The 26,485-nt window shown below is 52.5% G+C and carries 46 protein-coding genes and 1 pseudogene; 40 read left to right on the forward strand and 7 right to left on the reverse strand.

Features of this window, described 5'->3' with window-relative positions; all coding sequences use genetic code 11:
• The 3 genes and pseudogenes from tuf to bfr form a co-directional block, all read left to right on the forward strand.
• Window positions 1–260: pseudogene (gene tuf / locus MKS11_RS25695) on the forward strand (elongation factor Tu); the annotation flags it as partial.
• Window positions 261–452: 192 nt separating this feature from the next.
• Complete coding sequence (gene bfd, locus MKS11_RS25700) at window positions 453–635, forward strand: bacterioferritin-associated ferredoxin (RefSeq protein ID WP_284109763.1); 183 nt, start codon at window positions 453–455, stop codon at window positions 633–635.
• Between the two features lie 73 nt (window positions 636–708).
• A complete protein-coding gene (gene bfr, locus MKS11_RS25705; protein ID WP_004206792.1) occupies window positions 709–1,185 on the forward strand; it encodes a bacterioferritin in 477 nt (158 codons plus the stop codon).
• Here the strand turns inward: bfr and MKS11_RS25710 are convergent.
• The gene (locus MKS11_RS25710) at window positions 1,169–1,654 is read right to left on the reverse strand and encodes an A24 family peptidase (RefSeq protein WP_004206793.1); all 486 of its coding nucleotides are present in this window, start codon (window positions 1,652–1,654) and stop codon (window positions 1,169–1,171) included. The genes bfr and MKS11_RS25710 overlap by 17 nt on opposite strands.
• A 383-nt stretch (window positions 1,655–2,037) precedes the next feature.
• On the opposite strand from MKS11_RS25710, the gene rpsJ reads away from it, so the two are divergent.
• The 31 genes from rpsJ (at window position 2,038) to MKS11_RS25865 (ending at window position 16,936) form a co-directional block, all read left to right on the forward strand.
• Window positions 2,038–2,349 carry a 30S ribosomal protein S10 gene (gene rpsJ / locus MKS11_RS25715; protein WP_001181005.1) on the forward strand — a complete coding sequence of 104 codons (312 nt, stop codon included), beginning with the start codon at window positions 2,038–2,040 and terminating at the stop codon, window positions 2,347–2,349.
• 32 nt (window positions 2,350–2,381) lie between these two features.
• Window positions 2,382–3,011: a 50S ribosomal protein L3 gene (gene rplC, locus MKS11_RS25720; RefSeq protein WP_002919796.1), complete on the forward strand. Its 630-nt coding sequence runs from the start codon at window positions 2,382–2,384 to the stop codon at window positions 3,009–3,011.
• A 10-nt stretch (window positions 3,012–3,021) separates the two neighbouring features.
• A complete protein-coding gene (gene rplD / locus MKS11_RS25725) occupies window positions 3,022–3,627 on the forward strand; it encodes a 50S ribosomal protein L4 (RefSeq protein ID WP_002919794.1) in 606 nt (201 codons plus the stop codon).
• Window positions 3,624–3,926 carry a 50S ribosomal protein L23 gene (rplW, locus tag MKS11_RS25730; protein WP_000617546.1) on the forward strand — a complete coding sequence of 101 codons (303 nt, stop codon included), beginning with the start codon at window positions 3,624–3,626 and terminating at the stop codon, window positions 3,924–3,926. Before rplD ends, rplW begins: the two co-directional genes overlap by 4 nt.
• Window positions 3,927–3,943: 17 nt before the next feature.
• The gene (rplB, locus tag MKS11_RS25735) at window positions 3,944–4,765 is read left to right on the forward strand and encodes a 50S ribosomal protein L2 (protein WP_002919786.1); all 822 of its coding nucleotides are present in this window, start codon (window positions 3,944–3,946) and stop codon (window positions 4,763–4,765) included.
• A gap of 16 nt (window positions 4,766–4,781) precedes the next feature.
• Entirely contained in the window at window positions 4,782–5,060 is a 279-nt protein-coding gene (rpsS, locus tag MKS11_RS25740) for a 30S ribosomal protein S19 (protein ID WP_001138115.1), read from the forward strand.
• Between the two features lie 14 nt (window positions 5,061–5,074).
• Entirely contained in the window at window positions 5,075–5,407 is a 333-nt protein-coding gene (rplV, locus tag MKS11_RS25745; RefSeq protein WP_002919773.1) for a 50S ribosomal protein L22, read from the forward strand.
• Window positions 5,408–5,424: 17 nt separating this feature from the next.
• Window positions 5,425–6,123 (forward strand): 30S ribosomal protein S3, encoded by a 699-nt coding sequence (gene rpsC / locus MKS11_RS25750; protein WP_002919766.1) that lies wholly within the window; start codon window positions 5,425–5,427, stop codon window positions 6,121–6,123.
• 12 nt (window positions 6,124–6,135) lie between these two features.
• Complete coding sequence (gene rplP, locus MKS11_RS25755; protein ID WP_002919759.1) at window positions 6,136–6,546, forward strand: 50S ribosomal protein L16; 411 nt, start codon at window positions 6,136–6,138, stop codon at window positions 6,544–6,546.
• Window positions 6,546–6,737 carry a 50S ribosomal protein L29 gene (gene rpmC, locus MKS11_RS25760; RefSeq protein WP_002919754.1) on the forward strand — a complete coding sequence of 64 codons (192 nt, stop codon included), beginning with the start codon at window positions 6,546–6,548 and terminating at the stop codon, window positions 6,735–6,737. The genes rplP and rpmC overlap by 1 nt, the downstream gene beginning before the upstream one ends.
• Window positions 6,737–6,991 carry a 30S ribosomal protein S17 gene (gene rpsQ, locus MKS11_RS25765; RefSeq protein ID WP_002919751.1) on the forward strand — a complete coding sequence of 85 codons (255 nt, stop codon included), beginning with the start codon at window positions 6,737–6,739 and terminating at the stop codon, window positions 6,989–6,991. Before rpmC ends, rpsQ begins: the two co-directional genes overlap by 1 nt.
• A gap of 165 nt (window positions 6,992–7,156) precedes the next feature.
• Window positions 7,157–7,528, forward strand: a complete 372-nt coding sequence (gene rplN, locus MKS11_RS25770) for a 50S ribosomal protein L14 (protein ID WP_002919748.1) — start codon at window positions 7,157–7,159, stop codon at window positions 7,526–7,528.
• A 10-nt stretch (window positions 7,529–7,538) separates the two neighbouring features.
• The gene (gene rplX, locus MKS11_RS25775; RefSeq protein WP_000729185.1) at window positions 7,539–7,853 is read left to right on the forward strand and encodes a 50S ribosomal protein L24; all 315 of its coding nucleotides are present in this window, start codon (window positions 7,539–7,541) and stop codon (window positions 7,851–7,853) included.
• A gap of 14 nt (window positions 7,854–7,867) precedes the next feature.
• Window positions 7,868–8,407: a 50S ribosomal protein L5 gene (gene rplE / locus MKS11_RS25780; protein ID WP_001096200.1), complete on the forward strand. Its 540-nt coding sequence runs from the start codon at window positions 7,868–7,870 to the stop codon at window positions 8,405–8,407.
• A gap of 14 nt (window positions 8,408–8,421) precedes the next feature.
• Window positions 8,422–8,727 (forward strand): 30S ribosomal protein S14, encoded by a 306-nt coding sequence (gene rpsN / locus MKS11_RS25785; protein WP_002919667.1) that lies wholly within the window; start codon window positions 8,422–8,424, stop codon window positions 8,725–8,727.
• Window positions 8,728–8,760: 33 nt separating this feature from the next.
• Window positions 8,761–9,153 carry a 30S ribosomal protein S8 gene (rpsH, locus tag MKS11_RS25790; RefSeq protein ID WP_002919665.1) on the forward strand — a complete coding sequence of 131 codons (393 nt, stop codon included), beginning with the start codon at window positions 8,761–8,763 and terminating at the stop codon, window positions 9,151–9,153.
• 12 nt (window positions 9,154–9,165) lie between these two features.
• On the forward strand, window positions 9,166–9,699 hold the full coding sequence (rplF, locus tag MKS11_RS25795) for a 50S ribosomal protein L6 (RefSeq protein WP_002919662.1): 534 nt from the start codon (window positions 9,166–9,168) through the stop codon (window positions 9,697–9,699).
• A gap of 9 nt (window positions 9,700–9,708) precedes the next feature.
• Window positions 9,709–10,062, forward strand: coding sequence for a 50S ribosomal protein L18 (rplR, locus tag MKS11_RS25800; protein WP_000358960.1), 354 nt, complete (start codon window positions 9,709–9,711; stop codon window positions 10,060–10,062).
• 14 nt (window positions 10,063–10,076) lie between these two features.
• Entirely contained in the window at window positions 10,077–10,580 is a 504-nt protein-coding gene (gene rpsE / locus MKS11_RS25805; RefSeq protein ID WP_002919545.1) for a 30S ribosomal protein S5, read from the forward strand.
• A 3-nt stretch (window positions 10,581–10,583) separates the two neighbouring features.
• A complete protein-coding gene (gene rpmD / locus MKS11_RS25810) occupies window positions 10,584–10,763 on the forward strand; it encodes a 50S ribosomal protein L30 (protein WP_001140434.1) in 180 nt (59 codons plus the stop codon).
• Between the two features lie 3 nt (window positions 10,764–10,766).
• Window positions 10,767–11,201, forward strand: coding sequence for a 50S ribosomal protein L15 (gene rplO / locus MKS11_RS25815; RefSeq protein WP_002919516.1), 435 nt, complete (start codon window positions 10,767–10,769; stop codon window positions 11,199–11,201).
• A gap of 7 nt (window positions 11,202–11,208) precedes the next feature.
• Window positions 11,209–12,540: a preprotein translocase subunit SecY gene (secY, locus tag MKS11_RS25820; protein WP_002919515.1), complete on the forward strand. Its 1,332-nt coding sequence runs from the start codon at window positions 11,209–11,211 to the stop codon at window positions 12,538–12,540.
• Window positions 12,541–12,573: 33 nt separating this feature from the next.
• A complete protein-coding gene (gene rpmJ, locus MKS11_RS25825; protein WP_000868187.1) occupies window positions 12,574–12,690 on the forward strand; it encodes a 50S ribosomal protein L36 in 117 nt (38 codons plus the stop codon).
• Between the two features lie 146 nt (window positions 12,691–12,836).
• Entirely contained in the window at window positions 12,837–13,193 is a 357-nt protein-coding gene (gene rpsM / locus MKS11_RS25830; RefSeq protein ID WP_002919259.1) for a 30S ribosomal protein S13, read from the forward strand.
• Window positions 13,194–13,209: 16 nt separating this feature from the next.
• Window positions 13,210–13,599 (forward strand): 30S ribosomal protein S11, encoded by a 390-nt coding sequence (gene rpsK, locus MKS11_RS25835; protein WP_002919257.1) that lies wholly within the window; start codon window positions 13,210–13,212, stop codon window positions 13,597–13,599.
• Window positions 13,600–13,632: 33 nt separating this feature from the next.
• Complete coding sequence (gene rpsD / locus MKS11_RS25840; protein ID WP_002919224.1) at window positions 13,633–14,253, forward strand: 30S ribosomal protein S4; 621 nt, start codon at window positions 13,633–13,635, stop codon at window positions 14,251–14,253.
• A 25-nt stretch (window positions 14,254–14,278) separates the two neighbouring features.
• On the forward strand, window positions 14,279–15,268 hold the full coding sequence (locus MKS11_RS25845; protein WP_002919219.1) for a DNA-directed RNA polymerase subunit alpha: 990 nt from the start codon (window positions 14,279–14,281) through the stop codon (window positions 15,266–15,268).
• 40 nt (window positions 15,269–15,308) lie between these two features.
• Entirely contained in the window at window positions 15,309–15,695 is a 387-nt protein-coding gene (rplQ, locus tag MKS11_RS25850; RefSeq protein ID WP_002919206.1) for a 50S ribosomal protein L17, read from the forward strand.
• Window positions 15,696–15,803: 108 nt separating this feature from the next.
• Complete coding sequence (locus tag MKS11_RS25855; protein WP_032412494.1) at window positions 15,804–16,172, forward strand: DUF1992 domain-containing protein; 369 nt, start codon at window positions 15,804–15,806, stop codon at window positions 16,170–16,172.
• A 2-nt stretch (window positions 16,173–16,174) separates the two neighbouring features.
• Window positions 16,175–16,600, forward strand: a complete 426-nt coding sequence (gene zntR / locus MKS11_RS25860) for a Zn(2+)-responsive transcriptional regulator (protein WP_023319233.1) — start codon at window positions 16,175–16,177, stop codon at window positions 16,598–16,600.
• Between the two features lie 57 nt (window positions 16,601–16,657).
• A complete protein-coding gene (locus MKS11_RS25865; protein WP_072060957.1) occupies window positions 16,658–16,936 on the forward strand; it encodes an alternative ribosome-rescue factor A in 279 nt (92 codons plus the stop codon).
• Here the strand turns inward: MKS11_RS25865 and mscL are convergent.
• From mscL to def, 5 genes are all read right to left on the reverse strand, one after another.
• Window positions 16,872–17,285, reverse strand: coding sequence for a large-conductance mechanosensitive channel protein MscL (gene mscL, locus MKS11_RS25870; RefSeq protein ID WP_004206799.1), 414 nt, complete (start codon window positions 17,283–17,285; stop codon window positions 16,872–16,874). The genes MKS11_RS25865 and mscL overlap by 65 nt on opposite strands.
• A gap of 139 nt (window positions 17,286–17,424) precedes the next feature.
• Window positions 17,425–18,801 carry a Trk system potassium transporter TrkA gene (trkA, locus tag MKS11_RS25875; RefSeq protein ID WP_217962093.1) on the reverse strand — a complete coding sequence of 459 codons (1,377 nt, stop codon included), beginning with the start codon at window positions 18,799–18,801 and terminating at the stop codon, window positions 17,425–17,427.
• Between the two features lie 13 nt (window positions 18,802–18,814).
• Window positions 18,815–20,110, reverse strand: a complete 1,296-nt coding sequence (gene rsmB / locus MKS11_RS25880; protein WP_004206800.1) for a 16S rRNA (cytosine(967)-C(5))-methyltransferase RsmB — start codon at window positions 20,108–20,110, stop codon at window positions 18,815–18,817.
• 52 nt (window positions 20,111–20,162) lie between these two features.
• Window positions 20,163–21,110 carry a methionyl-tRNA formyltransferase gene (gene fmt / locus MKS11_RS25885; RefSeq protein ID WP_017900611.1) on the reverse strand — a complete coding sequence of 316 codons (948 nt, stop codon included), beginning with the start codon at window positions 21,108–21,110 and terminating at the stop codon, window positions 20,163–20,165.
• Window positions 21,111–21,124: 14 nt separating this feature from the next.
• Complete coding sequence (gene def / locus MKS11_RS25890) at window positions 21,125–21,634, reverse strand: peptide deformylase (protein ID WP_004206802.1); 510 nt, start codon at window positions 21,632–21,634, stop codon at window positions 21,125–21,127.
• A gap of 128 nt (window positions 21,635–21,762) precedes the next feature.
• Between def and dprA the strand changes: the two genes are divergently transcribed.
• From dprA to MKS11_RS25920, 6 genes are read left to right on the forward strand one after another with little or no spacing between them, the layout of a single operon-like run.
• Window positions 21,763–22,887 carry a DNA-protecting protein DprA gene (gene dprA / locus MKS11_RS25895; RefSeq protein WP_048295651.1) on the forward strand — a complete coding sequence of 375 codons (1,125 nt, stop codon included), beginning with the start codon at window positions 21,763–21,765 and terminating at the stop codon, window positions 22,885–22,887.
• Complete coding sequence (smg, locus tag MKS11_RS25900; RefSeq protein WP_002919137.1) at window positions 22,859–23,332, forward strand: DUF494 family protein Smg; 474 nt, start codon at window positions 22,859–22,861, stop codon at window positions 23,330–23,332. Before dprA ends, smg begins: the two co-directional genes overlap by 29 nt.
• A gap of 26 nt (window positions 23,333–23,358) precedes the next feature.
• Window positions 23,359–23,901, forward strand: a complete 543-nt coding sequence (locus MKS11_RS25905) for a type I DNA topoisomerase (protein WP_048295650.1) — start codon at window positions 23,359–23,361, stop codon at window positions 23,899–23,901.
• A gap of 4 nt (window positions 23,902–23,905) precedes the next feature.
• The gene (gene tsaC, locus MKS11_RS25910) at window positions 23,906–24,478 is read left to right on the forward strand and encodes an L-threonylcarbamoyladenylate synthase type 1 TsaC (protein ID WP_048295649.1); all 573 of its coding nucleotides are present in this window, start codon (window positions 23,906–23,908) and stop codon (window positions 24,476–24,478) included.
• A gap of 3 nt (window positions 24,479–24,481) precedes the next feature.
• On the forward strand, window positions 24,482–25,300 hold the full coding sequence (gene aroE, locus MKS11_RS25915) for a shikimate dehydrogenase (protein WP_048295648.1): 819 nt from the start codon (window positions 24,482–24,484) through the stop codon (window positions 25,298–25,300).
• On the forward strand, window positions 25,297–25,554 hold the full coding sequence (locus tag MKS11_RS25920) for a DUF1488 domain-containing protein (protein ID WP_043523043.1): 258 nt from the start codon (window positions 25,297–25,299) through the stop codon (window positions 25,552–25,554). Before aroE ends, MKS11_RS25920 begins: the two co-directional genes overlap by 4 nt.
• Here MKS11_RS25920 and MKS11_RS25925 read toward each other — a convergent pair.
• The gene (locus MKS11_RS25925) at window positions 25,530–26,084 is read right to left on the reverse strand and encodes a gamma carbonic anhydrase family protein (RefSeq protein ID WP_087771501.1); all 555 of its coding nucleotides are present in this window, start codon (window positions 26,082–26,084) and stop codon (window positions 25,530–25,532) included. The two genes, MKS11_RS25920 and MKS11_RS25925, sit on opposite strands and share 25 nt — an antisense overlap.
• Between the last annotated feature and the right edge of the window lie 401 nt (window positions 26,085–26,485).

Below are 26,485 nucleotides of genomic sequence, written 5' to 3' on the forward strand. Positions count from 1 at the left end.
TGTACATTCTGTCCAAAGACGAAGGCGGCCGTCATACTCCGTTCTTCAAAGGCTACCGTCCGCAGTTCTACTTCCGTACAACTGACGTGACTGGCACCATCGAACTGCCGGAAGGCGTAGAGATGGTAATGCCGGGCGACAACATCAAAATGGTTGTTACCCTGATCCACCCGATCGCGATGGACGACGGTCTGCGTTTCGCAATCCGTGAAGGCGGCCGTACCGTTGGCGCGGGCGTTGTAGCTAAAGTTCTGGGCTAATTCGTTAGCTTTGAATAAAAAAGGGCGCTTCGGCGCCCTTTTTGCTGTCCGTCGTTCAGCGAAAAAGGCGGTTATGCTGGCGATTCATAACGTGCGCTGCGGCGGATAATGAGTAAATGGTCTATTGTAATCATAACTATTCTCATTTAATATTTGTGCATAAATTGAACGGGAGTTTATACGTACGTTTGTTTGTGCAATGGCATCAGCGATAAAAAAATTCGCCAGGTTGTCCGCCAGTTTCAACCGCAATCTTTTCAGCAATTACGTAAGTTTGTTCCCGTTGGAAATCAATGCGGTAAGTGTGTTCGCGCGGCGCGGGAAGTTATGGAAGATGAATTAACCACCATGCCGGAATTCAAAGAAATCGCCTGAAGTCCACGCTTCTCTTTTGACATCCCTATAGGCTGGACTACGCTTCAATGAGTGGAAGCGGAGGGACTATATAATGAAAGGTGATGTCAAAATCATAAGTTATCTCAATAAATTATTGGGAAATGAGCTGGTCGCAATTAATCAGTACTTTCTCCATGCGAGAATGTTCAAAAACTGGGGCCTGATGCGCCTCAACGATATCGAGTACCACGAATCCATCGACGAAATGAAGCATGCCGATAAATACATCGAGCGTATTCTTTTTCTCGAAGGTATCCCTAATCTGCAGGATCTCGGCAAACTTGGCATCGGTGAAGATGTGGAAGAGATGCTGCAGTCCGATTTAAGACTGGAGCTGGAAGGGGCGCAAAATCTGCGCGAGGCGATCGCCTACGCCGACAGCGTCCATGACTACGTCAGCCGCGATATGATGATTGAGATCCTGGCGGATGAAGAAGGCCATATTGACTGGCTGGAAACCGAACTCGATCTGATCGGCAAAATCGGCCTGCAAAATTACCTGCAGTCGCAGATCAAAGTGTCAGACTAGCCAGCGTCTGACACCCGCACCAGAAACCCGCGGCCGCCAGAAATGGCCCAAACGGCAGCGGGTTGTTCCCCCTCCATTTACTGCTCCCGCCGTACCTGGCGTGCAAACCTGATACTGCCCACACCGTGCCGGCGAGCAGCGATGCCACCAGTAGCAGCTGCGGCAACAATTGCCAGCCATGCCAGGCGCCTAGGGCGGCGAGATATTTGATATCCCCATATCCCAACCCCTCATAGCCGCGGATCCCGCGATATAGCCAGTAAAGCGCAGCCAAACATAGATAGCCGCCTATCGCCCCCCAGACGGCATCATGAAGCTGGTGCGGCGCCAGACAAAGATAAAAAAGTAAACCGCTCCACAGCAGGGGACAGGTGTAACGGTCGGGCAGCAGGCCGTGACGCAGGTCCTGGTGGCATAAGGCTAAGGTCAATCCGCTATAACACAGCAAGAAGGGGAGGGCGGCGAGCATGGTTAACCCCGTAATCGTCAAAGAACATCGCCTCACTATGCTTATTGACCCCCGTTTGGTGCAAAAAGGACTTTCCAGGAATGGATGGCGCCATCCGCGTTAATTTGCCGTGTTTTCGGCACGTACAATTCTCTAGCGCGAAGGCGCGCAAATCCTGGTGATGAATTTCTAAACAGCACTTGCGTAGCGCCAGAATTTGCGTATAATGCGCGGGCCTGTCAAAGTTGACGGCCGGTTCAATATGAACCCTGGTAATCGCAGTTGGGTTATCAAACAATGTCCCCAATCGGGGGACTATGTAAGAACGGTTACACTCTCCCATCAATCGTAATGGGTATGAGGAGTAATCATTTCGTCTATAAAATAATTGGAGCTCTGGTCTCATGCAGAACCAAAGAATCCGTATCCGCCTGAAAGCGTTTGATCATCGTCTGATCGATCAATCAACCGCGGAAATCGTCGAGACTGCTAAGCGCACTGGTGCGCAAGTCCGTGGTCCGATCCCGCTGCCGACCCGCAAAGAGCGCTTTACCGTTCTGATCTCCCCGCACGTCAACAAAGACGCGCGTGACCAGTACGAAATTCGCACTCACAAGCGTCTGGTTGACATCGTTGAGCCAACTGAAAAAACCGTTGATGCTCTGATGCGTCTGGATCTGGCTGCCGGTGTAGACGTGCAGATCAGCCTGGGTTAATCAGGTCATCGAGCGATTGAGAGGTTGAAACAATGATTGGTTTAGTCGGTAAAAAAGTGGGCATGACCCGCATCTTCACTGAAGATGGCGTTTCTATCCCAGTAACCGTAATCGAAGTTGAAGCAAACCGTGTTACTCAGGTTAAAGACCTGGCTAACGATGGCTACCGCGCAATCCAGGTTACCACCGGTGCTAAAAAAGCTAACCGTGTAACCAAGCCGGAAGCGGGTCACTTCGCTAAAGCTGGCGTTGAAGCTGGCCGTGGTCTGTGGGAATTCCGTCTGGCTGACGGCGAAGAATTCACCGTAGGTCAGAACATTAGCGTTGAACTGTTTGCTGACGTTAAAAAAGTTGACGTAACCGGTACCTCTAAAGGTAAAGGTTTTGCTGGTACCGTTAAGCGCTGGAACTTCCGTACCCAGGACGCTACTCACGGTAACTCCTTGTCTCACCGCGTTCCGGGTTCTATCGGTCAGAACCAGACTCCGGGCAAAGTGTTCAAAGGCAAGAAAATGGCAGGTCAGCTGGGTAATGAGCGTGTAACCGTTCAGAGCCTGGACGTAGTACGTGTTGACGCTGAGCGCAACCTGCTGCTGGTTAAAGGTGCTGTCCCGGGTGCGACCGGTAGCGACCTGATCGTTAAACCAGCTGTGAAGGCGTGAGGAGATAGCAATGGAATTAGTATTGAAAGACGCGCAGAGCGCGCTGACTGTTTCCGAAACTACCTTCGGTCGTGATTTCAACGAAGCGCTGGTTCACCAGGTTGTTGTTGCTTATGCAGCTGGTGCGCGTCAGGGCACTCGTGCTCAGAAGACTCGTGCTGAAATCACTGGCTCCGGTAAAAAACCGTGGCGCCAGAAAGGTACCGGCCGTGCGCGTTCTGGTTCTATCAAGAGCCCGATCTGGCGTTCCGGTGGCGTGACCTTTGCTGCTCGTCCGCAGGACCACAGTCAAAAAGTTAACAAGAAGATGTACCGCGGCGCGCTGAAAAGCATCCTGTCCGAACTGGTACGTCAGGATCGTCTGATCGTTGTCGAGAAGTTCTCTGTTGAAGCGCCGAAAACTAAGCTGCTGGCACAGAAACTGAAAGACATGGCTCTGGAAGATGTGCTGATCATCACCGGTGAGCTGGACGAGAACCTGTTCCTGGCCGCACGTAACCTGCATAAGGTTGACGTACGTGATGCGAACGGTATCGACCCGGTTAGCCTGATCGCCTTCGACAAAGTCGTAATGACTGCTGATGCTGTTAAGCAAGTTGAGGAGATGCTGGCATGATTCGTGAAGAACGTCTGCTGAAGGTGCTGCGCGCACCGCACGTTTCTGAAAAAGCGTCTACTGCGATGGAAAAAACAAACACCATCGTTCTCAAAGTTGCTAAAGACGCGACCAAAGCAGAAATCAAAGCTGCTGTGCAGAAACTGTTTGAAGTCGAAGTCGAAGTCGTTAACACCCTGGTTGTTAAAGGGAAAGTTAAACGTCACGGACAGCGTATCGGTCGTCGTAGCGACTGGAAAAAAGCTTACGTCACCCTGAAAGAAGGCCAGAATCTGGACTTCGTTGGCGGCGCTGAGTAAGTCGGAGGAGTAATACAATGGCAGTTGTTAAATGTAAACCGACATCTCCGGGTCGTCGCCACGTCGTTAAAGTGGTTAACCCAGAGCTGCACAAGGGCAAACCTTTTGCTCCGTTGCTGGAAAAAAACAGCAAATCCGGTGGTCGTAACAACAATGGCCGTATCACCACCCGTCATATCGGTGGTGGCCACAAGCAGGCTTACCGTATTGTTGACTTCAAACGCAACAAAGATGGTATCCCGGCAGTTGTTGAACGTCTTGAGTACGATCCGAACCGCTCCGCGAACATCGCGCTGGTTCTGTACAAAGACGGCGAGCGCCGTTACATCCTGGCCCCGAAAGGCCTGAAAGCTGGCGACCAGATTCAGTCTGGCGTTGATGCTGCAATCAAAGCAGGCAACACCCTGCCGATGCGCAATATCCCGGTTGGTTCTACCGTTCATAACGTAGAAATGAAACCAGGTAAAGGCGGTCAGCTGGCTCGTTCCGCTGGTACTTACGTTCAGATCGTTGCTCGCGACGGTGCTTATGTCACCCTGCGTCTGCGTTCTGGTGAAATGCGTAAAGTCGAAGCAGACTGCCGCGCTACTCTGGGCGAAGTTGGCAATGCTGAGCATATGCTGCGCGTTCTGGGTAAAGCAGGTGCTGCACGCTGGCGTGGTGTTCGTCCTACCGTTCGCGGTACTGCGATGAACCCAGTAGACCACCCACATGGTGGTGGTGAAGGTCGTAACTTTGGTAAGCACCCGGTATCCCCGTGGGGCCTGCAGACCAAAGGTAAGAAGACCCGCAGCAACAAGCGTACTGATAAATTCATCGTACGTCGCCGTAGCAAATAATTTTAGAGGATAAGCCATGCCACGTTCTCTCAAGAAAGGTCCTTTTATTGACCTGCACTTGCTGAAGAAGGTAGAGAAAGCGGTGGAAAGCGGAGACAAGAAGCCCCTGCGCACTTGGTCCCGTCGTTCAACGATCTTTCCTAACATGATCGGTTTGACCATCGCTGTCCATAATGGTCGTCAGCACGTTCCAGTATTTGTTTCCGACGAAATGGTCGGTCACAAACTGGGTGAATTCGCACCGACTCGTACTTATCGCGGCCACGCTGCTGATAAAAAAGCGAAGAAGAAATAAGGTAGGAGGAAGAGATGGAAACTTTAGCTCAACATCGCCATGCTCGTTCTTCTGCTCAGAAGGTTCGCCTTGTAGCTGACCTGATTCGCGGTAAGAAAGTGTCGCAGGCCCTGGATATTCTGACCTACACCAACAAAAAAGCTGCTGTACTGGTCAAGAAGGTACTGGAATCTGCCATTGCTAACGCTGAACACAACGATGGCGCTGACATTGATGATCTGAAAGTTGCGAAAATTTTCGTAGACGAAGGCCCGAGCATGAAGCGCATTATGCCGCGTGCTAAAGGTCGTGCAGATCGCATCCTGAAGCGCACCAGCCACATCACTGTGGTTGTGTCCGATCGCTGAGACTCTGGAGACTAGCAATGGGTCAGAAAGTACATCCTAATGGTATTCGCCTGGGTATTGTCAAACCATGGAACTCTACCTGGTTCGCGAACACCAAAGAATTCGCTGACAACCTGGACAGCGATTTTAAAGTACGTCAGTTCCTGACTAAAGAACTGGCTAAAGCGTCTGTATCTCGCATCGTTATCGAGCGTCCGGCTAAGAGCATCCGTGTGACCATTCACACCGCTCGCCCGGGTATCGTTATCGGTAAGAAAGGCGAAGACGTAGAAAAACTGCGCAAGGTCGTAGCGGATATCGCTGGCGTACCTGCACAGATCAATATCGCCGAAGTTCGTAAACCTGAACTGGACGCAAAACTGGTTGCTGACAGCATCACTTCTCAGCTGGAACGTCGCGTTATGTTCCGTCGTGCGATGAAGCGTGCTGTACAGAACGCAATGCGTCTGGGCGCTAAAGGTATCAAAGTTGAAGTTAGCGGCCGTCTGGGCGGCGCGGAAATCGCACGTACCGAATGGTACCGTGAAGGTCGCGTACCGCTGCACACTCTGCGTGCTGACATCGACTACAACACCTCTGAAGCGCACACCACTTACGGTGTAATCGGCGTTAAGGTATGGATCTTCAAAGGTGAGATCCTGGGTGGTATGGCTGCTGTTGAACAACCGGAACCGGCTGCTCAACCTAAAAAGCAGCAGCGTAAAGGCCGTAAATAAGGAGCGTCGCTGATGTTACAACCAAAGCGTACAAAATTCCGTAAAGTGCACAAAGGCCGCAACCGTGGTCTGGCGCAGGGTACGGATGTTAGCTTCGGCACTTTCGGTCTGAAAGCTGTTGGCCGTGGTCGTCTGACTGCACGTCAGATCGAAGCAGCACGTCGTGCTATGACCCGTGCAGTTAAGCGTCAAGGTAAGATCTGGATCCGTGTATTCCCGGACAAACCGATCACCGAGAAGCCGCTGGAAGTTCGTATGGGTAAAGGTAAAGGTAACGTGGAGTACTGGGTTGCCTTGATTCAGCCGGGTAAAGTCCTGTATGAAATGGACGGTGTACCGGAAGAGCTGGCCCGTGAAGCATTCGGCCTGGCAGCAGCGAAACTGCCGATCAAAACCACCTTTGTAACTAAGACGGTGATGTAATGAAAGCAAAAGAGCTGCGTGAAAAAAGCGTTGAAGAGCTGAACGCTGAGCTGCTGAACCTGCTGCGTGAGCAGTTCAACCTGCGCATGCAGGCTGCAAGTGGCCAGCTGCAACAGACTCATCTGCTGAAGCAAGTGCGTCGTGATGTTGCACGCGTTAAGACTTTACTGACTCAGAAGGCGGGTGCGTAATGACCGATAAAATCCGTACTCTGCAAGGTCGCGTAGTTAGCGACAAAATGGAGAAATCCATTGTTGTTGCTATCGAACGTATGGTGAAACACCCGGTTTACGGCAAATTCATCAAACGTACGACCAAACTGCACGTACATGACGAGAACAACGAATGCGGTATCGGCGACAAGGTTGAAATCCGCGAATGCCGTCCGCTGTCCAAGACTAAGTCCTGGACGCTGGTTCGCGTTGTAGAGAAAGCGGTTCTGTAATAGAGTACGCATTCTCGATACGGATAAACGGCTCAGCGATGAGCCGTTTATTTTTTCTACCCATATCTGGTTTGTGGTGTTATAATGCCGCGCCCTCGATATGGGGCTTTTTAACGACCCTAATTTTCGGGTCTCAGTAGTAGTTGACATTAGCGGAGCACTAAAATGATCCAAGAACAGACTATGCTGAACGTCGCCGACAACTCCGGTGCACGTCGCGTAATGTGTATCAAGGTTCTGGGTGGCTCGCACCGTCGCTACGCAGGCGTAGGCGACATCATCAAGATCACCATCAAAGAAGCAATTCCGCGTGGTAAGGTCAAAAAAGGTGATGTGCTGAAGGCGGTAGTGGTGCGCACCAAGAAGGGTGTTCGTCGCCCGGACGGTTCTGTCATTCGCTTCGATGGTAATGCATGCGTTATTCTGAACAATAACAGCGAGCAGCCTATCGGTACGCGTATTTTTGGGCCGGTAACTCGTGAACTTCGTACCGAGAAGTTCATGAAAATTATCTCTCTGGCACCAGAAGTACTCTAAGGAGCGAATCATGGCAGCGAAAATCCGTCGTGATGACGAAGTTATCGTGTTAACCGGTAAAGATAAAGGTAAGCGCGGTAAAGTTAAGAATGTCCTGTCTTCCGGCAAGGTCATTGTTGAAGGTATCAACCTGGTTAAGAAACACCAGAAGCCGGTTCCGGCTCTGAACCAACCAGGCGGCATCGTTGAAAAAGAAGCTGCAATTCAGGTTTCTAACGTTGCAATCTTCAATGCGGCAACCGGCAAGGCTGACCGTGTAGGCTTTAGATTCGAAGACGGCAAAAAAGTCCGTTTCTTCAAGTCTAACAGCGAAACTATCAAGTAATTTGGAGTAGTACGATGGCGAAACTGCATGATTACTACAAAGACGAAGTAGTTAAGAAACTCATGACTGAGTTTAACTACAATTCTGTCATGCAAGTCCCTCGGGTCGAGAAGATCACCCTGAACATGGGTGTTGGTGAAGCGATCGCTGACAAGAAACTGCTGGATAACGCAGCAGCTGACCTGGCAGCAATCTCCGGTCAAAAACCGCTGATCACCAAAGCACGCAAATCAGTTGCAGGCTTCAAAATCCGTCAGGGCTATCCGATCGGCTGTAAAGTAACTCTGCGTGGCGAACGCATGTGGGAGTTCTTTGAGCGCCTGATCACTATTGCTGTACCGCGTATTCGTGACTTCCGCGGCCTGTCCGCTAAGTCTTTCGACGGTCGTGGCAACTACAGCATGGGTGTCCGTGAGCAGATCATCTTCCCAGAAATCGACTACGATAAAGTCGACCGCGTTCGTGGTTTGGATATTACCATTACCACTACTGCGAAATCTGACGAAGAAGGCCGTGCTCTGCTGGCTGCCTTTGACTTCCCGTTCCGCAAGTAAGGTAGGGTTACTTAATGGCTAAGCAATCAATGAAAGCACGCGAAGTAAAGCGCGTGGCTTTAGCTGATAAATTCTTCGCTAAACGCGCTGAACTGAAAGCTATCATCTCTGATGTGAACGCAACCGACGAAGATCGTTGGAATGCCGTTCTCAAGCTGCAGACTCTGCCGCGTGATTCCAGCCCGTCTCGTCAGCGTAACCGCTGCCGTCAAACAGGTCGTCCGCATGGTTTCCTGCGGAAGTTCGGGTTGAGCCGTATTAAGGTCCGTGAAGCCGCTATGCGCGGTGAAATCCCGGGTCTGAAAAAGGCTAGCTGGTAATTGTCACCAATTGAATCACGGGAGTAAAGACAGATGAGCATGCAAGATCCGATCGCGGATATGCTGACCCGTATCCGTAACGGTCAGGCCGCGAACAAAGCTGCGGTCACCATGCCTTCCTCCAAGCTGAAAGTGGCAATCGCCAACGTGCTGAAGGAAGAAGGTTTTATCGAAGATTTTAAAGTTGAAGGCGACACCAAGCCGGAACTGGAACTGACTCTTAAGTATTTCCAGGGTAAAGCTGTTGTAGAAAGCATTCAGCGTGTCAGCCGCCCAGGTCTGCGCATCTATAAGAAAAAAGATGAGCTGCCGAAAGTTATGGCCGGTCTGGGTATCGCAGTTGTTTCTACCTCTAAAGGTGTTATGACTGATCGTGCAGCGCGCCAGGCTGGTCTTGGTGGCGAAATTATCTGCTACGTAGCCTAATCGGAGGAAAAAATGTCTCGTGTTGCTAAAGCACCGGTCGTTGTTCCTGCCGGCGTTGATGTAAAAATCAACGGTCAGGTTATTACGATCAAAGGTAAAAACGGCGAGCTGACTCGTACTCTCAACGATGCTGTTGAAGTTAAACATGCAGATAATGCACTGACCTTCGGTCCGCGTGATGGTTACGCAGACGGTTGGGCTCAGGCTGGTACCGCGCGTGCCCTGCTGAACTCAATGGTTATCGGTGTTACCGAAGGCTTCACTAAGAAGCTGCAGCTGGTTGGTGTAGGTTATCGTGCAGCGGTCAAAGGGAATGTAGTAAACCTGGCTTTAGGTTTCTCTCACCCGGTTGATCATCAGCTGCCTGCGGGTATCACTGCAGAATGTCCGACTCAGACTGAAATCGTGCTGAAAGGCGCTGATAAGCAGGTGATCGGCCAGGTTGCAGCAGATCTGCGCGCCTACCGTCGTCCTGAGCCTTACAAAGGCAAGGGTGTTCGTTACGCCGACGAAGTCGTGCGTACCAAAGAGGCTAAGAAGAAGTAAGGTAACACTATGGATAAGAAATCTGCTCGTATCCGTCGTGCGACCCGCGCACGCCGCAAGCTCCAGGAGCTGGGCGCAACTCGCCTGGTGGTACATCGTACCCCGCGTCACATTTACGCACAGGTAATTGCACCGAATGGTTCTGAAGTTCTGGTAGCTGCTTCTACTGTAGAAAAAGCTATCGCTGAACAACTGAAGTACACCGGTAACAAAGACGCTGCTGCAGCTGTGGGTAAAGCTGTCGCTGAACGCGCTCTGGAAAAAGGCATCAAAGATGTTTCCTTTGACCGTTCCGGGTTCCAATATCATGGTCGTGTCCAGGCACTGGCAGATGCTGCCCGTGAAGCTGGCCTTCAGTTCTAAGGTAGAGGTGTAAGATGGCTCACATCGAAAAACAAGCTGGCGAACTGCAGGAAAAGCTGATCGCGGTAAACCGCGTATCTAAAACCGTTAAAGGTGGTCGTATTTTCTCCTTCACAGCTCTGACTGTAGTAGGCGATGGTAACGGTCGCGTTGGTTTTGGTTACGGTAAAGCGCGTGAAGTTCCAGCAGCGATCCAGAAAGCGATGGAAAAAGCCCGTCGCAATATGATTAACGTCGCGCTGAACCACGGCACCCTGCAGCACCCGGTTAAGGGTACTCACACGGGTTCTCGTGTATTCATGCAGCCGGCTTCCGAAGGTACCGGTATCATCGCCGGTGGTGCAATGCGCGCCGTTCTGGAAGTCGCTGGGGTTCGTAACGTTCTGGCTAAAGCGTATGGTTCCACTAACCCGATTAACGTGGTTCGTGCAACTATCGACGGTCTGGAAAACATGAAGTCCCCGGATATGGTCGCTGCCAAGCGTGGTAAATCCGTTGAAGAAATTCTGGGGAAATAAACCATGGCAAAGACTATTAAAATTACTCAAACCCGCAGTGCAATCGGTCGTCTGCCGAAACACAAGGCAACGCTGCTTGGCCTGGGTCTGCGTCGTATTGGTCACACCGTAGAGCGCGAGGATACTCCTGCTGTTCGTGGTATGGTCAACGCGGTTTCCTTCATGGTTAAAGTTGAGGAGTAAGAGATGCGTTTAAATACTCTGTCTCCGGCCGAAGGCTCCAAAAAGGCGGGTAAACGCCTGGGTCGTGGTATCGGTTCTGGCCTCGGTAAAACCGGTGGTCGTGGTCACAAAGGTCAGAAATCTCGTTCTGGCGGTGGCGTACGTCGCGGTTTCGAGGGTGGTCAGATGCCTCTGTACCGTCGTCTGCCGAAATTCGGCTTCACTTCTCGTAAAGCGATGATCACCGCAGAGATCCGTCTCTCCGATCTGGCTCACGTAGAAGGCGATGTAGTAGACCTGAACGCGCTGAAAGCGGCTAACATTATCGGTGTCCAGATCGAGTTCGCGAAAGTGATCCTGTCTGGTGAGGTAACTCGTCCGGTAACTGTTCGTGGCCTGCGTGTGACTAAAGGTGCTCGTGCTGCTATCGAAGCTGCTGGCGGTAAAATTGAGGAATAAGTAGCAGATGGCTAAACAACCGGGATTAGATTTTCAAAGTGCCAAAGGTGGCCTTGGCGAACTGAAACGCAGACTTCTGTTTGTGGTCGGTGCGCTGATAGTGTTCCGTATTGGCTCTTTTATTCCGATCCCTGGTATTGATGCCGCTGTACTTGCCAAACTGCTTGAGCAACAGCGAGGCACCATCATTGAAATGTTCAACATGTTCTCTGGTGGTGCTCTCAGCCGTGCTTCTATCTTTGCACTGGGGATTATGCCGTACATTTCGGCATCTATCATCGTGCAGCTGCTGACGGTGGTTTATCAACCGCTGGCAGAACTGAAGAAAGAAGGGGAGTCTGGTCGTCGTAAGATCAGCCAGTACACCCGCTACGGTACTCTGGTGCTGGCGATATTCCAGTCGATCGGTATTGCTACCGGTCTGCCGAATATGCCTGGTATGCAGGGCCTGGTGATTAATCCAGGCTTTGCATTCTATTTCACCGCTGTTGTCAGTCTGGTCACAGGGACTATGTTCCTGATGTGGCTCGGCGAGCAGATAACTGAACGCGGTATCGGTAACGGTATCTCGATCATTATCTTCGCCGGTATCGTTGCGGGACTCCCGCCGGCCATCGCCCATACTATCGAGCAAGCGCGTCAAGGCGACCTGCACTTCCTCCTGTTGCTGTTGGTTGCAGTATTAGTATTTGCAGTGACCTTCTTTGTTGTATTCGTTGAACGTGGTCAACGCCGCATTGTGGTAAACTACGCGAAACGTCAACAGGGTCGTCGTGTCTATGCTGCACAGAGCACACATTTACCGCTGAAAGTGAATATGGCGGGGGTAATCCCGGCAATCTTCGCTTCCAGTATTATACTGTTCCCGGCAACCATCACGTCATGGTTCGGGGGTGGTACTGGTTGGAACTGGCTGACAACAATTTCGCTGTATTTGCAGCCTGGGCAACCGCTTTATGTGTTACTCTATGCGTCTGCAATCATCTTCTTCTGTTTCTTCTACACGGCGTTGGTTTTCAACCCGCGTGAAACAGCAGATAACCTGAAGAAGTCCGGTGCATTTGTACCAGGAATTCGTCCGGGAGAGCAAACGGCGAAGTATATCGATAAAGTGATGACTCGCCTGACTCTGGTTGGTGCGTTGTACATTACTTTTATCTGCCTGATCCCGGAGTTCATGCGTGACGCGATGAAAGTGCCGTTCTACTTCGGTGGGACCTCGCTGCTTATCGTTGTTGTCGTGATTATGGACTTTATGGCTCAAGTGCAAACTCTGATGATGTCCAGTCAGTATGAGTCTGCATTGAAGAAGGCGAACCTGAAAGGCTACGGCCGCTAAAACTGGTCGCCCGAGAAGTTACGGAGAGTAAAAATGAAAGTTCGTGCTTCCGTCAAGAAATTATGCCGTAACTGCAAAATCGTTAAGCGTGATGGCGTCATCCGTGTGATTTGCAGTGCCGAGCCGAAGCATAAACAGCGCCAAGGCTGATTTTTTCGCATATTTTTCTTGCAAAGTTGGATTGAGCTGGCTAGATTAGCCAGCCAATCTTTTGTATGTCTGTACGTTTCCATTTGAGTATCCTGAAAACGGGCTTTTCAGCATGGTGCGTACATATTAAATAGTAGGAGTGCATAGTGGCCCGTATAGCAGGCATTAACATTCCTGATCACAAACATACCGTAATCGCTTTAACCGCTATTTTCGGTATCGGCAAAACCCGTTCTAAAGCCATCTGCGCTGAAACGGGCATCGCTGAAAATGTTAAGATCAGTGAGCTGTCTGAAGAACAAATTGATATTCTGCGTGAAGCAGTAGGTAAATTTGTCGTTGAAGGTGATCTGCGCCGTGAAATCACCCTGAGCATCAAGCGTCTGATGGACCTTGGTTGCTACCGTGGTTTGCGTCATCGTCGTGGTCTCCCGGTTCGCGGTCAGCGTACCAAGACCAACGCACGTACCCGTAAGGGTCCGCGTAAACCGATCAAGAAATAATCGGGGTGATTGAATAATGGCAAAGGCACCAATTCGTGCACGTAAGCGTGTAAGAAAACAAGTCTCTGACGGCGTGGCTCATATCCATGCTTCTTTTAACAACACCATCGTTACCATTACTGATCGTCAGGGTAACGCACTGGGTTGGGCAACAGCCGGTGGTTCCGGTTTCCGTGGTTCTCGCAAATCCACTCCGTTCGCAGCTCAGGTTGCAGCAGAGCGTTGCGCAGAAGCCGTAAAAGAATACGGCATCAAGAATCTGGAAGTTATGGTCAAAGGTCCGGGTCCGGGTCGCGAATCTACCATTCGTGCACTGAACGCCGCTGGTTTCCGCATCACTAATATTACTGATGTGACTCCGATCCCTCATAACGGTTGTCGTCCGCCGAAAAAACGTCGCGTATAACGCTGCGTTTTCCAGGTTAGTTGGAGAAAGAAAATGGCAAGATATTTGGGTCCTAAGCTCAAGCTGAGCCGTCGTGAGGGCACCGACTTATTCCTTAAGTCTGGCGTTCGCGCGATCGATACCAAGTGTAAAATTGAACAAGCTCCTGGCCAGCACGGTGCGCGTAAGCCGCGTCTGTCTGACTATGGTGTGCAGTTGCGTGAAAAGCAAAAAGTTCGCCGTATGTACGGTGTGCTGGAGCGTCAGTTCCGTAACTACTATAAAGAAGCAGCACGTCTGAAAGGCAACACCGGTGAAAACCTGTTGGCTCTGCTGGAAGGTCGTCTGGACAACGTTGTATACCGTATGGGCTTCGGCGCCACTCGTGCTGAAGCACGCCAGCTGGTTAGCCACAAAGCGATTATGGTAAACGGTCGTGTTGTTAACATCGCTTCTTATCAGGTTAAAGCGAATGACGTTGTCAGCATTCGTGAGAAAGCGAAAAAGCAATCTCGCGTGAAAGCCGCTCTGGAGCTGGCTGAGCAGCGTGAAAAGCCAACCTGGCTGGAAGTTGATGCTGGCAAGATGGAAGGTACGTTCAAGCGTCAGCCGGAGCGTTCTGATCTGTCTGCGGACATTAACGAACACCTGATCGTCGAGCTTTACTCCAAGTAAAGCTTAGTACCAAAGAGAGGACACAATGCAGGGTTCTGTGACAGAGTTTCTAAAACCGCGCCTGGTCGATATCGAGCAAGTGAGTTCGACGCACGCCAAGGTGACCCTTGAGCCTTTAGAGCGTGGCTTCGGCCATACTCTGGGTAACGCACTGCGCCGTATTCTGCTCTCATCGATGCCGGGTTGCGCGGTGACCGAGGTTGAGATTGATGGTGTACTGCACGAGTACAGCACCAAAGAAGGCGTTCAGGAAGACATCCTTGAAATCCTGCTCAACCTGAAAGGGCTGGCGGTGAGAGTTCAGGGTAAAGATGAAGTCATCCTTACTTTGAATAAATCTGGCATTGGCCCTGTGACCGCAGCCGACATTACCCACGACGGTGATGTCGAAATCGTCAAGCCGCAGCACGTGATTTGCCACCTGACTGATGAGAACGCTGCTATCAGCATGCGTATCAAAGTTCAGCGCGGTCGCGGTTATGTGCCGGCTTCTGCCCGAATTCATTCGGAAGAAGATGAGCGCCCAATCGGCCGTCTGCTGGTCGACGCCTGCTACAGCCCTGTAGAGCGTATTGCCTACAATGTTGAAGCTGCGCGTGTAGAACAGCGTACCGACCTGGACAAGCTGGTCATCGAAATGGAAACCAACGGCACAATCGATCCTGAAGAGGCGATTCGTCGTGCGGCAACCATCCTGGCTGAACAACTGGAAGCTTTTGTTGACTTACGTGATGTACGTCAGCCAGAAGTGAAAGAAGAGAAACCAGAATTCGATCCGATCCTGCTGCGCCCTGTTGACGATCTGGAATTGACTGTCCGCTCTGCTAACTGCCTCAAGGCAGAAGCTATCCACTATATCGGTGATCTGGTACAGCGTACCGAGGTTGAGTTGCTGAAAACGCCGAACCTGGGTAAAAAATCTCTTACTGAGATTAAAGACGTGCTGGCTTCCCGTGGACTGTCTCTGGGCATGCGCCTGGAAAACTGGCCACCAGCAAGCATTGCTGACGAGTAACCGGATCACAGGTTAAGGTTTTACTGAGAAGGATAAGGTCATGCGCCATCGTAAGAGTGGTCGTCAACTGAACCGCAACAGCAGCCATCGCCAGGCTATGTTCCGTAACATGGCAGGTTCGCTGGTTCGTCATGAAATCATCAAGACGACCCTGCCGAAAGCGAAAGAACTGCGTCGCGTAGTTGAGCCGCTGATTACTCTTGCCAAGACTGATAGCGTTGCTAATCGTCGTCTGGCATTCGCCCGCACTCGTGATAACGAGATCGTGGCAAAACTGTTTAACGAGCTGGGCCCGCGTTTCGCGAGCCGCGCCGGTGGTTACACTCGCATTCTGAAGTGTGGCTTCCGTGCAGGCGACAACGCGCCGATGGCATACATCGAGCTGGTTGATCGTGCTGAGCCGAAAGCAGAAGCTGCTGCAGAGTAATCTGTAGTAACGTAAAAAAACCCGCCCCGGCGGGTTTTTTTATATCTACCCCATCCCCACTTCACTACAATATCTGTACTCTTTTTGTTCATCCCCCGGAGCCGTAGAATGTGGTTACTGGATCAGTGGGCAGAACGCCATATCCTCGATGCCCAAGCCAAAGGCGAGTTCGATAATTTACCCGGCAGCGGCGAGCCGTTAACTCTCGATGACGATTCGCATGTACCGGCCGAGCTGCGGGCAGGCTATCGCCTTCTGAAGAATGCAGGGTGTCTTCCCCCGGAGCTGGAGCAGCGCAGAGAGGCGGTGGCTCTGGCAGACTTGCTGAAGGGTGTGCGTCAGAACGACCCGCGGCATGGCGAACTCAGCAAGCGCCTTGCTCTGCTCGAGCTTAAGCTGCGTCAGGCAGGACTGAACACCGACTTTTTACGCGGTGAGTACGCCGATGCGTTGCTGCATAAAATCAATCAGGAGTGAATATGTATCGTATTGGTGAGCTGGCAAAACTGGCCGATGTGACGCCAGATACCATCCGTTATTATGAAAAACAGCAAATGATGGATCATGACGTGCGCACTGAGGGGGGATTTCGTCTTTACTCGGATAACGATCTTCAGCGTCTGCGCTTTATTCGCTATGCCCGTCAGCTAGGCTTTACTCTGGAAGCGATCCGCGAGTTATTGTCGATCCGTGTCGATCCGGAACATCACACCTGTCAGGAGTCGAAAGGGATCGTTCAGGCGCGACTGAGCGAAGTTGAGGCGAGGATCAACGAGCTACAAACGATGCGTCGCTCTCTGCAACGGCTCAACGACGCCTGCTGCGGCACAGCTCACAGCAGCGTTTACTGTTCGATCCTCGAGGCCCTTGAGCAAGGCGCCAGTAACGGCAATGCCAGCTGTTGATTTTTTGTGCGCGCGGATCTACACTCGCGCGGAATTCACACATGTACTGGAGTTACTATGAGTCGCTATCAGCATACCAAAGGGCAAATTAAAGATAACGCCATTGAAGCACTTCTCCACGATCCATTATTCAGGCAGCGTGTAGAGAAGAACAAGAAAGGGAAGGGAAGCTATCAACGTAAAGATAAACATGCAGCAAGGATGGACCGGGAGGCCAGTGGCAAGCAAGCGAATCGCTTTTTTACCACTGGCCTTCTGCTTTCGCTGCTGATTAAGAACGCTTGTTTTGTTCTTTCAGCAGATCGCGAATTTCGCTCAGCAGTACTTCTTCTTTAGAGGGCGCTGGCGGTGCCGCCGGAGCCTCTTCTTTCTTGCGATTTAACTTATTCATCAGTTTAATCGCCATGAAAATGGCAAATGCGACAATGATGAAATCGAAAACGTTCTGAATAAACACCCCATAGTGCATCACCACTGCCGGTACATCACCCTGGGCATCGCGCAGCGTGACGGCAAACTGTTTAAAATCGATCCCGCCAATCAACAGTCCGAGCGGCGGCATAATAATATCCGCGACCAGCGACGAAACAATTTTACCGAATGCTGCACCGATGATCACACCCACTGCCAAATCGACAACGTTCCCGCGCATCGCGAATTCGCGAAACTCTTTTAAAAAACTCATTTTATTCTCCTTGAGCCAGCTGACGTTGTAAGTTTAACAAATGTATTTTCATTTGCCATTCCCCGTAGAGCGTTACAGGAAAATATTAACCTTTGAATAATAAGGGATAATAAAAGGCGCCTGTTCGACGCCCTGGGAATTAGAGGAAGAAAGGACTTGGCTGGAACAGCCTTTCTACATCGGAAATAAACTTTTTATCAGTCAAAAACATGATCACATGATCGCCCTGCTCGATCCGCAGATTATTATTGGCGATCATCACGTCATTCCCGCGCACGACGGCGCCAATGATCGTGCCTGGCGGAAGCTTGATCTCATCGATCGATCGCCCGACCACCCGCGAGGTGCTCTCATCGCCGTGTGCCACTGCTTCGATCGCTTCCGCAACGCCGCGGCGCAGGGAGGAGACGCCGACAATATCGGCTTTACGAACATGGCTGAGGAGGGCGGAAATCGTGGCCTGCTGAGGCGATATCGCGATATCGATGACGCTACCCTGAACCAGATCCACATAGGCTCTACGCTGGATCAGCACCATCACTTTTTTGGCCCCCATTCGCTTGGCCAGCATCGCAGACATGATGTTTGCTTCGTCATCGTTAGTGACGGCAATAAACAGGTCCACCTGGTCAATATGCTCTTCGGCCAGCAGCTCCTGATCCGATGCATCACCGTAGAAGACGATAGTATGCTGCAGTTTTTCTGCCAGCTCAGCGGCTCGCTGCTGATTGCGCTCAATAAGCTTAACGCTGTAGTCTTTTTCCAGCTTATGGGCCAGGCCCGCGCCAATATTGCCGCCGCCGACCAACATGATGCGTTTATAAGGCTTCTCCAGACGCTGGAGTTCGCTCATGACCGCCCTGATATGCTGCGAGGCGGCAATAAAGAAGACTTCATCGCCGGCCTCGACAATCGTCGAACCCTGTGGGCGAATGGGGCGATCGTGGCGGAAAATAGCGGCCACGCGCGTATCGATATGCGGCATATGCTCACGCATGGTGGACAATGCATTACCCACCAGCGGACCACCGTAATAGGCTTTCACCACGGCGAGGCTGACTTTCCCTTCCGCGAAGTTCACGACCTGCAGCGCGCCGGGATATTCTATCAGACGGTGAATATTGTCGATGACCAGCTGTTCCGGAGCGATTAAGTGATCGATGGGCACTGCTTCAGAATTGAAGAGCTTTTCCGCATCGCGGACGTAATCAGGCGCACGAATACGAGCAATACGGTTTGGCGTATTGAATAACGAATAGGCGACCTGGCAGGCCACCATGTTGGTTTCATCCGAACTGGTGACCGCCACCAGCATATCGGCATCATCGGCTCCTGCCTCGCGCAGTACGCGGGGGTGAGTACCGTGCCCCTGGACGACACGCAGGTCGAACTTATCCTGCAGGCTGCGCAGACGGTCGCCATTGGTATCAACCAGCGTAATATCATTGTTCTCGCCGACGAGGTTCTCCGCCAGCGTGCCGCCGACCTGGCCGGCGCCCAGAATAATAATCTTCATCTGCAGTGATCCATTAGTTGCGACGTTTGATTAGCTTAGCGTAAAAGAAGCCATCGCCTTCTTCCGCACCCGGCAGATTTTGCTGTCCCGGGCTTGCCGGCGTACCGGTTGCGTCAAGCTCCGCATCCGGGGTCCGCGCGAGGAAGGCGGCAATTTGCTGGCTATTCTCTTCCGGCAGAATAGAACAGGTAGCGTAAACCAACGTGCCGCCTGGTTTCAGATGCCCCCAGATGGCATTGAGGATCTCGGCCTGTAGCTGGGCTAAATCGGCGATGTCCCGATCCCGGCGCAGCCATTTGATATCCGGATGGCGGCGAATAACACCGGTGGCGGAACAGGGGGCATCCAGCAGAATACGATCGAACTGCTCGCTGCCACACCACTGCTCAGGGAAGCGACCATCGCCCTGTTTGACTTCGGCTTTCATGCCCAGCCGTTTCAGGTTGTCATAGACGCGGGAAAGACGCTGTTCATCAATGTCCACCGCCATGACCTCAGCCTGGGGAGCGACCTCCAGAATATGCGTCGTCTTGCCGCCCGGCGCAGCGCAGAGATCAAGAATGCGCTCGCCGTTTTCCGGCTGCAGATAGCGCATGCAGCCCTGGGCCGAGGCATCCTGAACGGTTACCCATCCTTCGGCAAAACCCGGCAACGTATGGACCGGGGCAGGGGTGGCCAGACGCACGGCGTCGGGATAGTCAGGGTGGGTGAAACCTTCTAAACCGGCCTCTTTAAGCAGAGCAAGCCATTCATCTCGGGAATGATGGTTGCGGTTAACGCGCAGCCACATCGGCGGGCGCTGGTTGTTAGCGTCGACAATCTCCTGCCAGTGTTGCGGCCAGGCCTGCTGCAGACGCTTCAGCAGCCATTTGGGATGAAGGTAGCGGTTTTCCTGCCCGGCGAATTCTGCCAGTAGCTCTTCCTGTTGGCGCTGAAACTGGCGTAACACCCCATTGATCAGCCCTTTAAGCTGCGGGCGCTTAATCGCCACCGCGCCTTCTACCGTTTCAGCCAGCGCGGCGTGTGGAGGGATGCGGGTGTAGAGTAACTGATAGAGCCCAACCATAATCAGAAAGTGCACGGTGCGCTGTTTGCCGGTCATCGGACGCGCCATCAGCTTGCTGATAAGCCACTCCAGCTGGCTGAGCGTACGCAGTACGCCAAAACACAGCTCCTGCAGCAGCGCTTTGTCTTTATCGCTGACTTTTTGCTGTAGAGGGGGCAGGACGTTGCTTAAAGACTGACCTTTTTCAACGACTTGCTCGATAGCCTGGGCGGCCAGGCTGCGTAAATTTATATTCTTTTTCATAAGCGCAAAAATAAAAATGCCCGGCGAACCCGGGCTTCAGAAGAGACGACCGTCAGGCGAGACGGGTGCCAGGCGTAAACCACTCCCGGCGGGAATTGAGTAAATCCTGGGCGCTCATCGCTTTTTTACCCGCAGGCTGTAGCGATTCCAGACTGAGGATCCCATCGCCTGTGGCGACCTGGATACCCTGTTTGGTTGCTGCCACGATAGTACCTGGTTCGGCATGTGCGGCTTCGGCAATGACCGATGCCCGCCACACTTTTAGCGGCTGCCCGTCAATTTCCAGCCAGCTCATTGGCCACGGATTAAAGGCGCGGATGCAGCGCTCCAGCTGTGCGGCGGAAAGCGACCAGTCGATGCGAGCTTCTTCTTTACTCAGCTTCTCGGCGTGGCACACCAGCGATTCATCCTGTACTTCAGGCTGTGCGGTGCCGTTGGCCAGCTGGGCCAAAGTTGCCAGCAGACCTTGAGGGCCGAGCTCGGCCAGCTTATCGTACAGGCTGCCGCTGGTATCCTCTGCGGTAATGGGGCAGGAAAGCTTATACAGCATATCACCCGTATCAAGGCCGACGTCCATCTGCATGATGGTTACGCCTGTTTCGCTATCCCCCGCCCACAGCGAACGCTGGATCGGCGCTGCGCCACGCCAGCGCGGCAGCAGGGAGCCGTGAACGTTGATACAGCCCAGACGGGGCATCTCCAGCACCGCTTTCGGCAGAATCAAACCGTACGCCACCACCACCATAATATCGGCGCCGAGATCGGCGACTAATTGTTGGTTGTCCTGCGGACGCAGGGAGGATGGCTGGAATACAGGTAAGTTATGGGCTTCAGCCAGCACCTTTACCGGGCTCGGCATCAATTTTTTGCCGCGGCCAGCAGGGCGGTCTGGCTGAGTGAATACGCCAACAACCTGATGTTCAGACGACAACAGCGCGTCAAGATGACGCGCTGCAAAATCGGGGGTGCCGGCGAAAATGATACGTAGTGATTGTGACACGGTATTCCTTGTTATCAGGCACGGGAACGTAAACGATCCAGTTTCTCAACCTTCTGACGAATGCGCTGTTGTTTGAGCGGTGACAGATAATCAATAAACAGTTTGCCGACCAGATGATCCATCTCATGCTGAATACAGATAGCCAGCAGGCCATCGGCCTCCAGTTCAAATGGCTTACCGTCGCGATCCAGCGCGCGGATCTTCACTTTTTCCGCACGCGGCACCAGGGCGCGCTGTTCCGGAATAGACAGGCAGCCTTCTTCAATGCCGGTTTCGCCATCTTTTTCCAGCAGCTCCGGGTTGATTAACACCAGCTGCTCTTCACGATTTTCCGACACATCAATAACGATAATGCGCTGATGGATATCGACCTGGGTCGCGGCCAGACCAATGCCCTCCTCAGCGTACATGGTGTCGAACATATCATCGACGATACGCTGAATTTCCGCATTCACTTCTTTGACCGGCTCGGCGACTTTGCGAAGGCGCTCGTCCGGAATATGTAACACTTGCAAAACTGCCATAAAGTTCCAGAGTCGTATTCAGGAGTTGATAAGATTATTAGCTCTATTCTAGACAAAACACCCTGCAATTGACAGTCTCACTGTCCAATCGCAAAGATTGTCAATACCGCTTATGGCAGGGGGTAAGGATGACGCCCGACGAGATTTGGCTGCGGCTGATGAAGGTCAGTAGCTTGTATGGCGACAGGATGGTAGAGATCGCTCAGCGCTTATGCGCAGCCGCCAGCGTTGATCATGAAGCGCTGCATGCCGTCGGGATGACCGCGGCGCAGGCAACGTTATTTTTCCGGCTTGACGGGCGTGAGCTTGACGAGACGCGGCGCTGGCTGGAGCACCCGGAACATCATCTGTTACTGGCCGACGATCCACGCTTTCCGCTGCGGCTAAGGGCCATCGTTGATTATCCCGGCGCGTTGCTGGTCAGCGGCGATCCCGCTCTGCTTCACAGCGCGCAGCTTGCCGTTATTGGCAGTCGCTTGCATTCCTGGTATGGCGCTCGCTGGGGGAAGCTGTTCAGCGAAACGTTGGCGCGTAAAGGGATAACTATCACCAGTGGGTTGGCGTTAGGCATTGATGGCGTCGCGCATCGCGGCGCGCTCGCGGCCGAGGGCAAAACCATCGCGGTACTGGGCAACGGACTGGGCCAGGTTTATCCGCGGCGCCATGCGAGCCTCGCCCAGCAGATCGTCGATAATGGCGGTGCGCTGGTGTCTGAATTTCCACTTATAACGCCGCCGCTTCCCGCGCATTTCCCCAGACGCAACCGGATTATCAGCGGCCTGAGCCTGGGCGTGCTGGTGGTTGAGGCGGCATTGAGAAGCGGTTCGCTGGTTACCGTCCGCTGTGCTCTGGAACAGGGAAGGGATGTGTTTGCCCTGCCTGGGCCGATAGGCAATCCGGGATCGGAAGGCCCACACTGGTTAATTAAACAAGGCGCGGTGCCGGTGACCTCGCCAGAGGATATTGTGGAATACTGGCACAACGAGCTGGCCTGGCTAACTGATACGTCTGATTCGATAAATAATTGCGCCGATCAGCCGTCTGTAGCATTGCCATTTCCGGAGCTCCTGGCTAACGTAGGAGATGAGGTAACACCTGTTGACGTTGTCGCTGAACGTGCCGGCCAATCTGTGCCAGTAACCGTAGCTCAGCTACTTGAACTGGAGTTAGCAGGCTGGATCGCAGCTGTACCCGGCGGCTATGTCCGATTAAGGAGGGCAAGCCATGTTCGACGTACTCATGTATTTGTTTGAAACTTACATCCATAGCGAAGCAGAAATGCGCGTGGATCAGGACAAACTGACGCGGGATCTTACCGACGCAGGTTTTGAGCGGGAAGATATCTATAACGCGTTAATGTGGCTCGAGAAACTGGCTGATTATCAGGAAGGTCTCGTTGAACCCATGCAGCTCGCTTCCGACCCGCTGTCGCTTCGGGTATATACCGAAGAGGAGTGCCAGCGTCTGGACGCCAGTTGCCGGGGGTTTTTACTCTTCCTCGAGCAGATTCAGGTGTTGAACCTCGAAACGCGAGAAATGGTGATAGAGCGCGTACTGGCGCTGGATACGGCAGAATTTGAGCTGGAGGACCTGAAATGGGTCATCCTGATGGTACTGTTCAATATTCCGGGCTGTGAAAACGCCTATCAGCAAATGGAAGAATTACTCTTCGAAGTAAATGAAGGTATGCTGCATTAATCTTTTTGCAGCAACATCGAGTTGTTATGACCAAATCAGCACTGTTTTCGGTGCGTAAAAATGAGCCCTGCCCACAGTGCGGGGCTGAACTGGTGATCCGTTCCGGGAAACATGGCCCGTTTCTCGGCTGTTCGCATTATCCGGACTGTGACTATATCCGTCCCCTGAAAAGTCAGGCTGACGGGCATGTCGTTAAGGTACTGGAGGGGCAAGCATGCCCATCGTGCGGCGCGGTTATGGTGCTACGTCAGGGGCGTTTTGGGATGTTCATTGGCTGTAGCCGCTATCCGGAATGCGAACATACTGAGGTAATTGATAAACCAGATGAGACGGCTATTGCTTGCCCGCAGTGCGGACAAGGCCATCTGGTCCAGCGTCGTTCCCGTTTCGGTAAAACCTTTCACTCCTGCGATCGCTATCCTGATTGCCAGTTCGTTATCAATTTTAAACCGGTGGCGGGCGAATGCCCTGAATGCCATTACCCGCTGTTAATAGAAAAGAAGACGGCGCAGGGGCTCAGACGCTTCTGTGCCAGTAAACAATGTGGAAAGCCGATCCCGGCGGAATAAATCAGTGAACAATAACCTGCCCTCAGAAGCCGTCGCCCATGCCGTGGCGGTCCTGAATAATGAACATGTCATCGCCTATCCCACGGAAGCCGTTTTTGGCGTCGGCTGCGACCCTGACAGCGAAACGGCCGTTATGCGTCTGCTGGAGCTGAAGCAACGTCCTGTTGAGAAGGGATTGATCCTTATCGCCGCTAGCTTTGAGCAACTCAAGCCCTATATTGATGATTCACGGTTAAGTGATTCGCAGCGGGCAGCGATCTTTTCCTGCTGGCCAGGACCGGTGACGTTTGTATTCCCGGCGCGTCCTGAAACACCACGCTGGCTGACTGGTTGTTTTGATTCGCTGGCTGTACGCGTGACCAACCATCCGCTGGTGATTGAATTGTGCGAAGCCTACGGAAAACCGCTGGTCTCGACGAGCGCCAATCTCACCGGGCAACCACCTTGCCGCACCACCGCAGAAGTCCGTGCTCAGTTTGGTGACAGCTTCCCGGTCGTGGATGGCGCTACGGGCGGACGGCAAAATCCATCTGAAATACGTGATGCCCTGACGGGTGAACTGTTCCGCCAGGGGTGAACCATGGAAACCTATGCTGTTTTTGGTAATCCGATCGCGCACAGCAAGTCGCCTTCTATTCACCAGCTGTTTGCCCGCCAGTTAGGGATTACCCATCCTTATGGACGTGTGCTGGCGCCGCTGGACGATTTTGTCTCTTCTCTCAATCAGTTTTTTGCGCAGGGAGGAAAGGGCGCCAATGTTACCGTTCCTTTTAAAGAAGAAGCCTTTGCGCGCGCGGATGAACTGACAGAACGCGCTGCGCTGGCGGGAGCGGTGAATACCCTGAAACGTCTCGAAGACGGGCGTTTGCTGGGCGACAACACGGACGGTATTGGTCTGCTGAGCGATCTGGAGCGTCTGGGATTCATTAAGCCACGCCAGCGGATCCTGCTTATCGGTGCCGGTGGCGCATCGCGTGGGGTGCTGCTGCCGCTGCTGTCGCTGGGATGTGCCGTCACGATCGTCAATCGCACCTACGCTCGTGCCCATGAGTTAGCCACGCTCTTCGCCCATACCGGCAGCGTCAGCGCAAGGGAGATGGATACCTTATCCGGGGAAACATTCGATCTGATCATCAATGCGACGTCCAGTGGAATAGACGGTGATGTACCGGCTATCCCGGCATCTGTTGTCAACGCTGACATGTATTGCTATGACATGTTTTACCAGAAAGGGCCGACACCGTTTCTTCACTGGTGCCAGCAGCATGGCGCAACCCACTGTGCTGACGGGCTGGGAATGCTGGTGGCGCAAGCCGCCCATGCCGTTCTGCTATGGCACGGCGTCCTGCCGGCTATCACCCCGGTTATAGAAAGGCTGCAACAGGAACTGAATGCATGAATCAGGCGATTCAGTTTCCCGATCGGGAATCATGGGATGCCGAACGGCAGGGCGTGGTGTTTCCCGCGCTGGTTAATGGGATGCAATTAACCTGCGCAATTTCAGGGCAGATCCTGCAGCAGCGTTTTGGCGCAGAGGGGCCAGCGCAGTGGCTGGCCGCATTCCAGGAACATCGTTGGGATCTTGAGGAAGAGGCAGAGGCATTGATCCGCGATAATCAGGAGGATGCTCAGGGTTGGGTCTGGCTCTCCTGATCCAGATATTCATCTTTCCATTTCACATAGTTATTTGCTGAATACTTAAGGCCTTCCCGCTCCGCCGCTGTCAGGGGGCGGATCTGTTTGACCGGATTGCCAAAGTAAAGGAAGCCGCTTTCCAGCTGTTTGTTCTGCGGTACCAGACTTCCCGCGCCAATCATGACGTCATCGCCAACGACGACACCATCTAATAAGATCGAACCCATACCAACCAGTACGCGGTTGCCGATAGTGCAGCCGTGCAGCATCACTTTGTGGCCAACCGTCACATCCTCTCCAATGATCAGTGGATTTCCCTCAGGCTTGTAAGAGGATTTATGGGTCACGTGTAGAACGCTGCCGTCCTGAATATTGCTGCGTTGACCTATCGATACATAGTTGACGTCGCCGCGAATGGCTACCAGAGGCCAGACGCTGACGTCATCGGCAATTCTGACATCACCGATGACGACGCTGGATGCGTCAATCATGACGCGAAGACCGATTTGCGGGAAAAATGCTTTATAGGGGCGCAGTTGAGCAGACATGTTGACCTCAAAAATACGGGAGCGTAAGAAGACTTTGGTGGCTTTTATCTCGCTCTGCAACCCCTGAAAACGGTGAAAATTGAGCAAATCGTGCAATTACACGGCGAAAAGGGTGAAAAATCACCATTCAGAAAAAAAGATCGAAAAAAGGCTTGTGCAAAAAAATGGGATCCCTATAATGCGCACCCACTGACACGGCAGATGTGAATCACTTCACACAAACAGCCGGTTCGGTTGAAGAGAAAAATCCTGAAAAACGGGTTGACTCTGAAAAAGGAAAGCGTAATATACGCCACCTCGCGACAGAGCGCTAAAGCGCGTCGCAACTGCTCTTTAACAATTTATCAGACAATCTGTGTGGGCACTCAAAGTGACATGGATTCTTAACGTCCTCGGACGAA

Origin of the sequence: Klebsiella sp. K5-45, from assembly GCF_030128605.1 — a bacterium.
Lineage (GTDB): Bacteria > Pseudomonadota > Gammaproteobacteria > Enterobacterales > Enterobacteriaceae > Klebsiella > Klebsiella quasipneumoniae.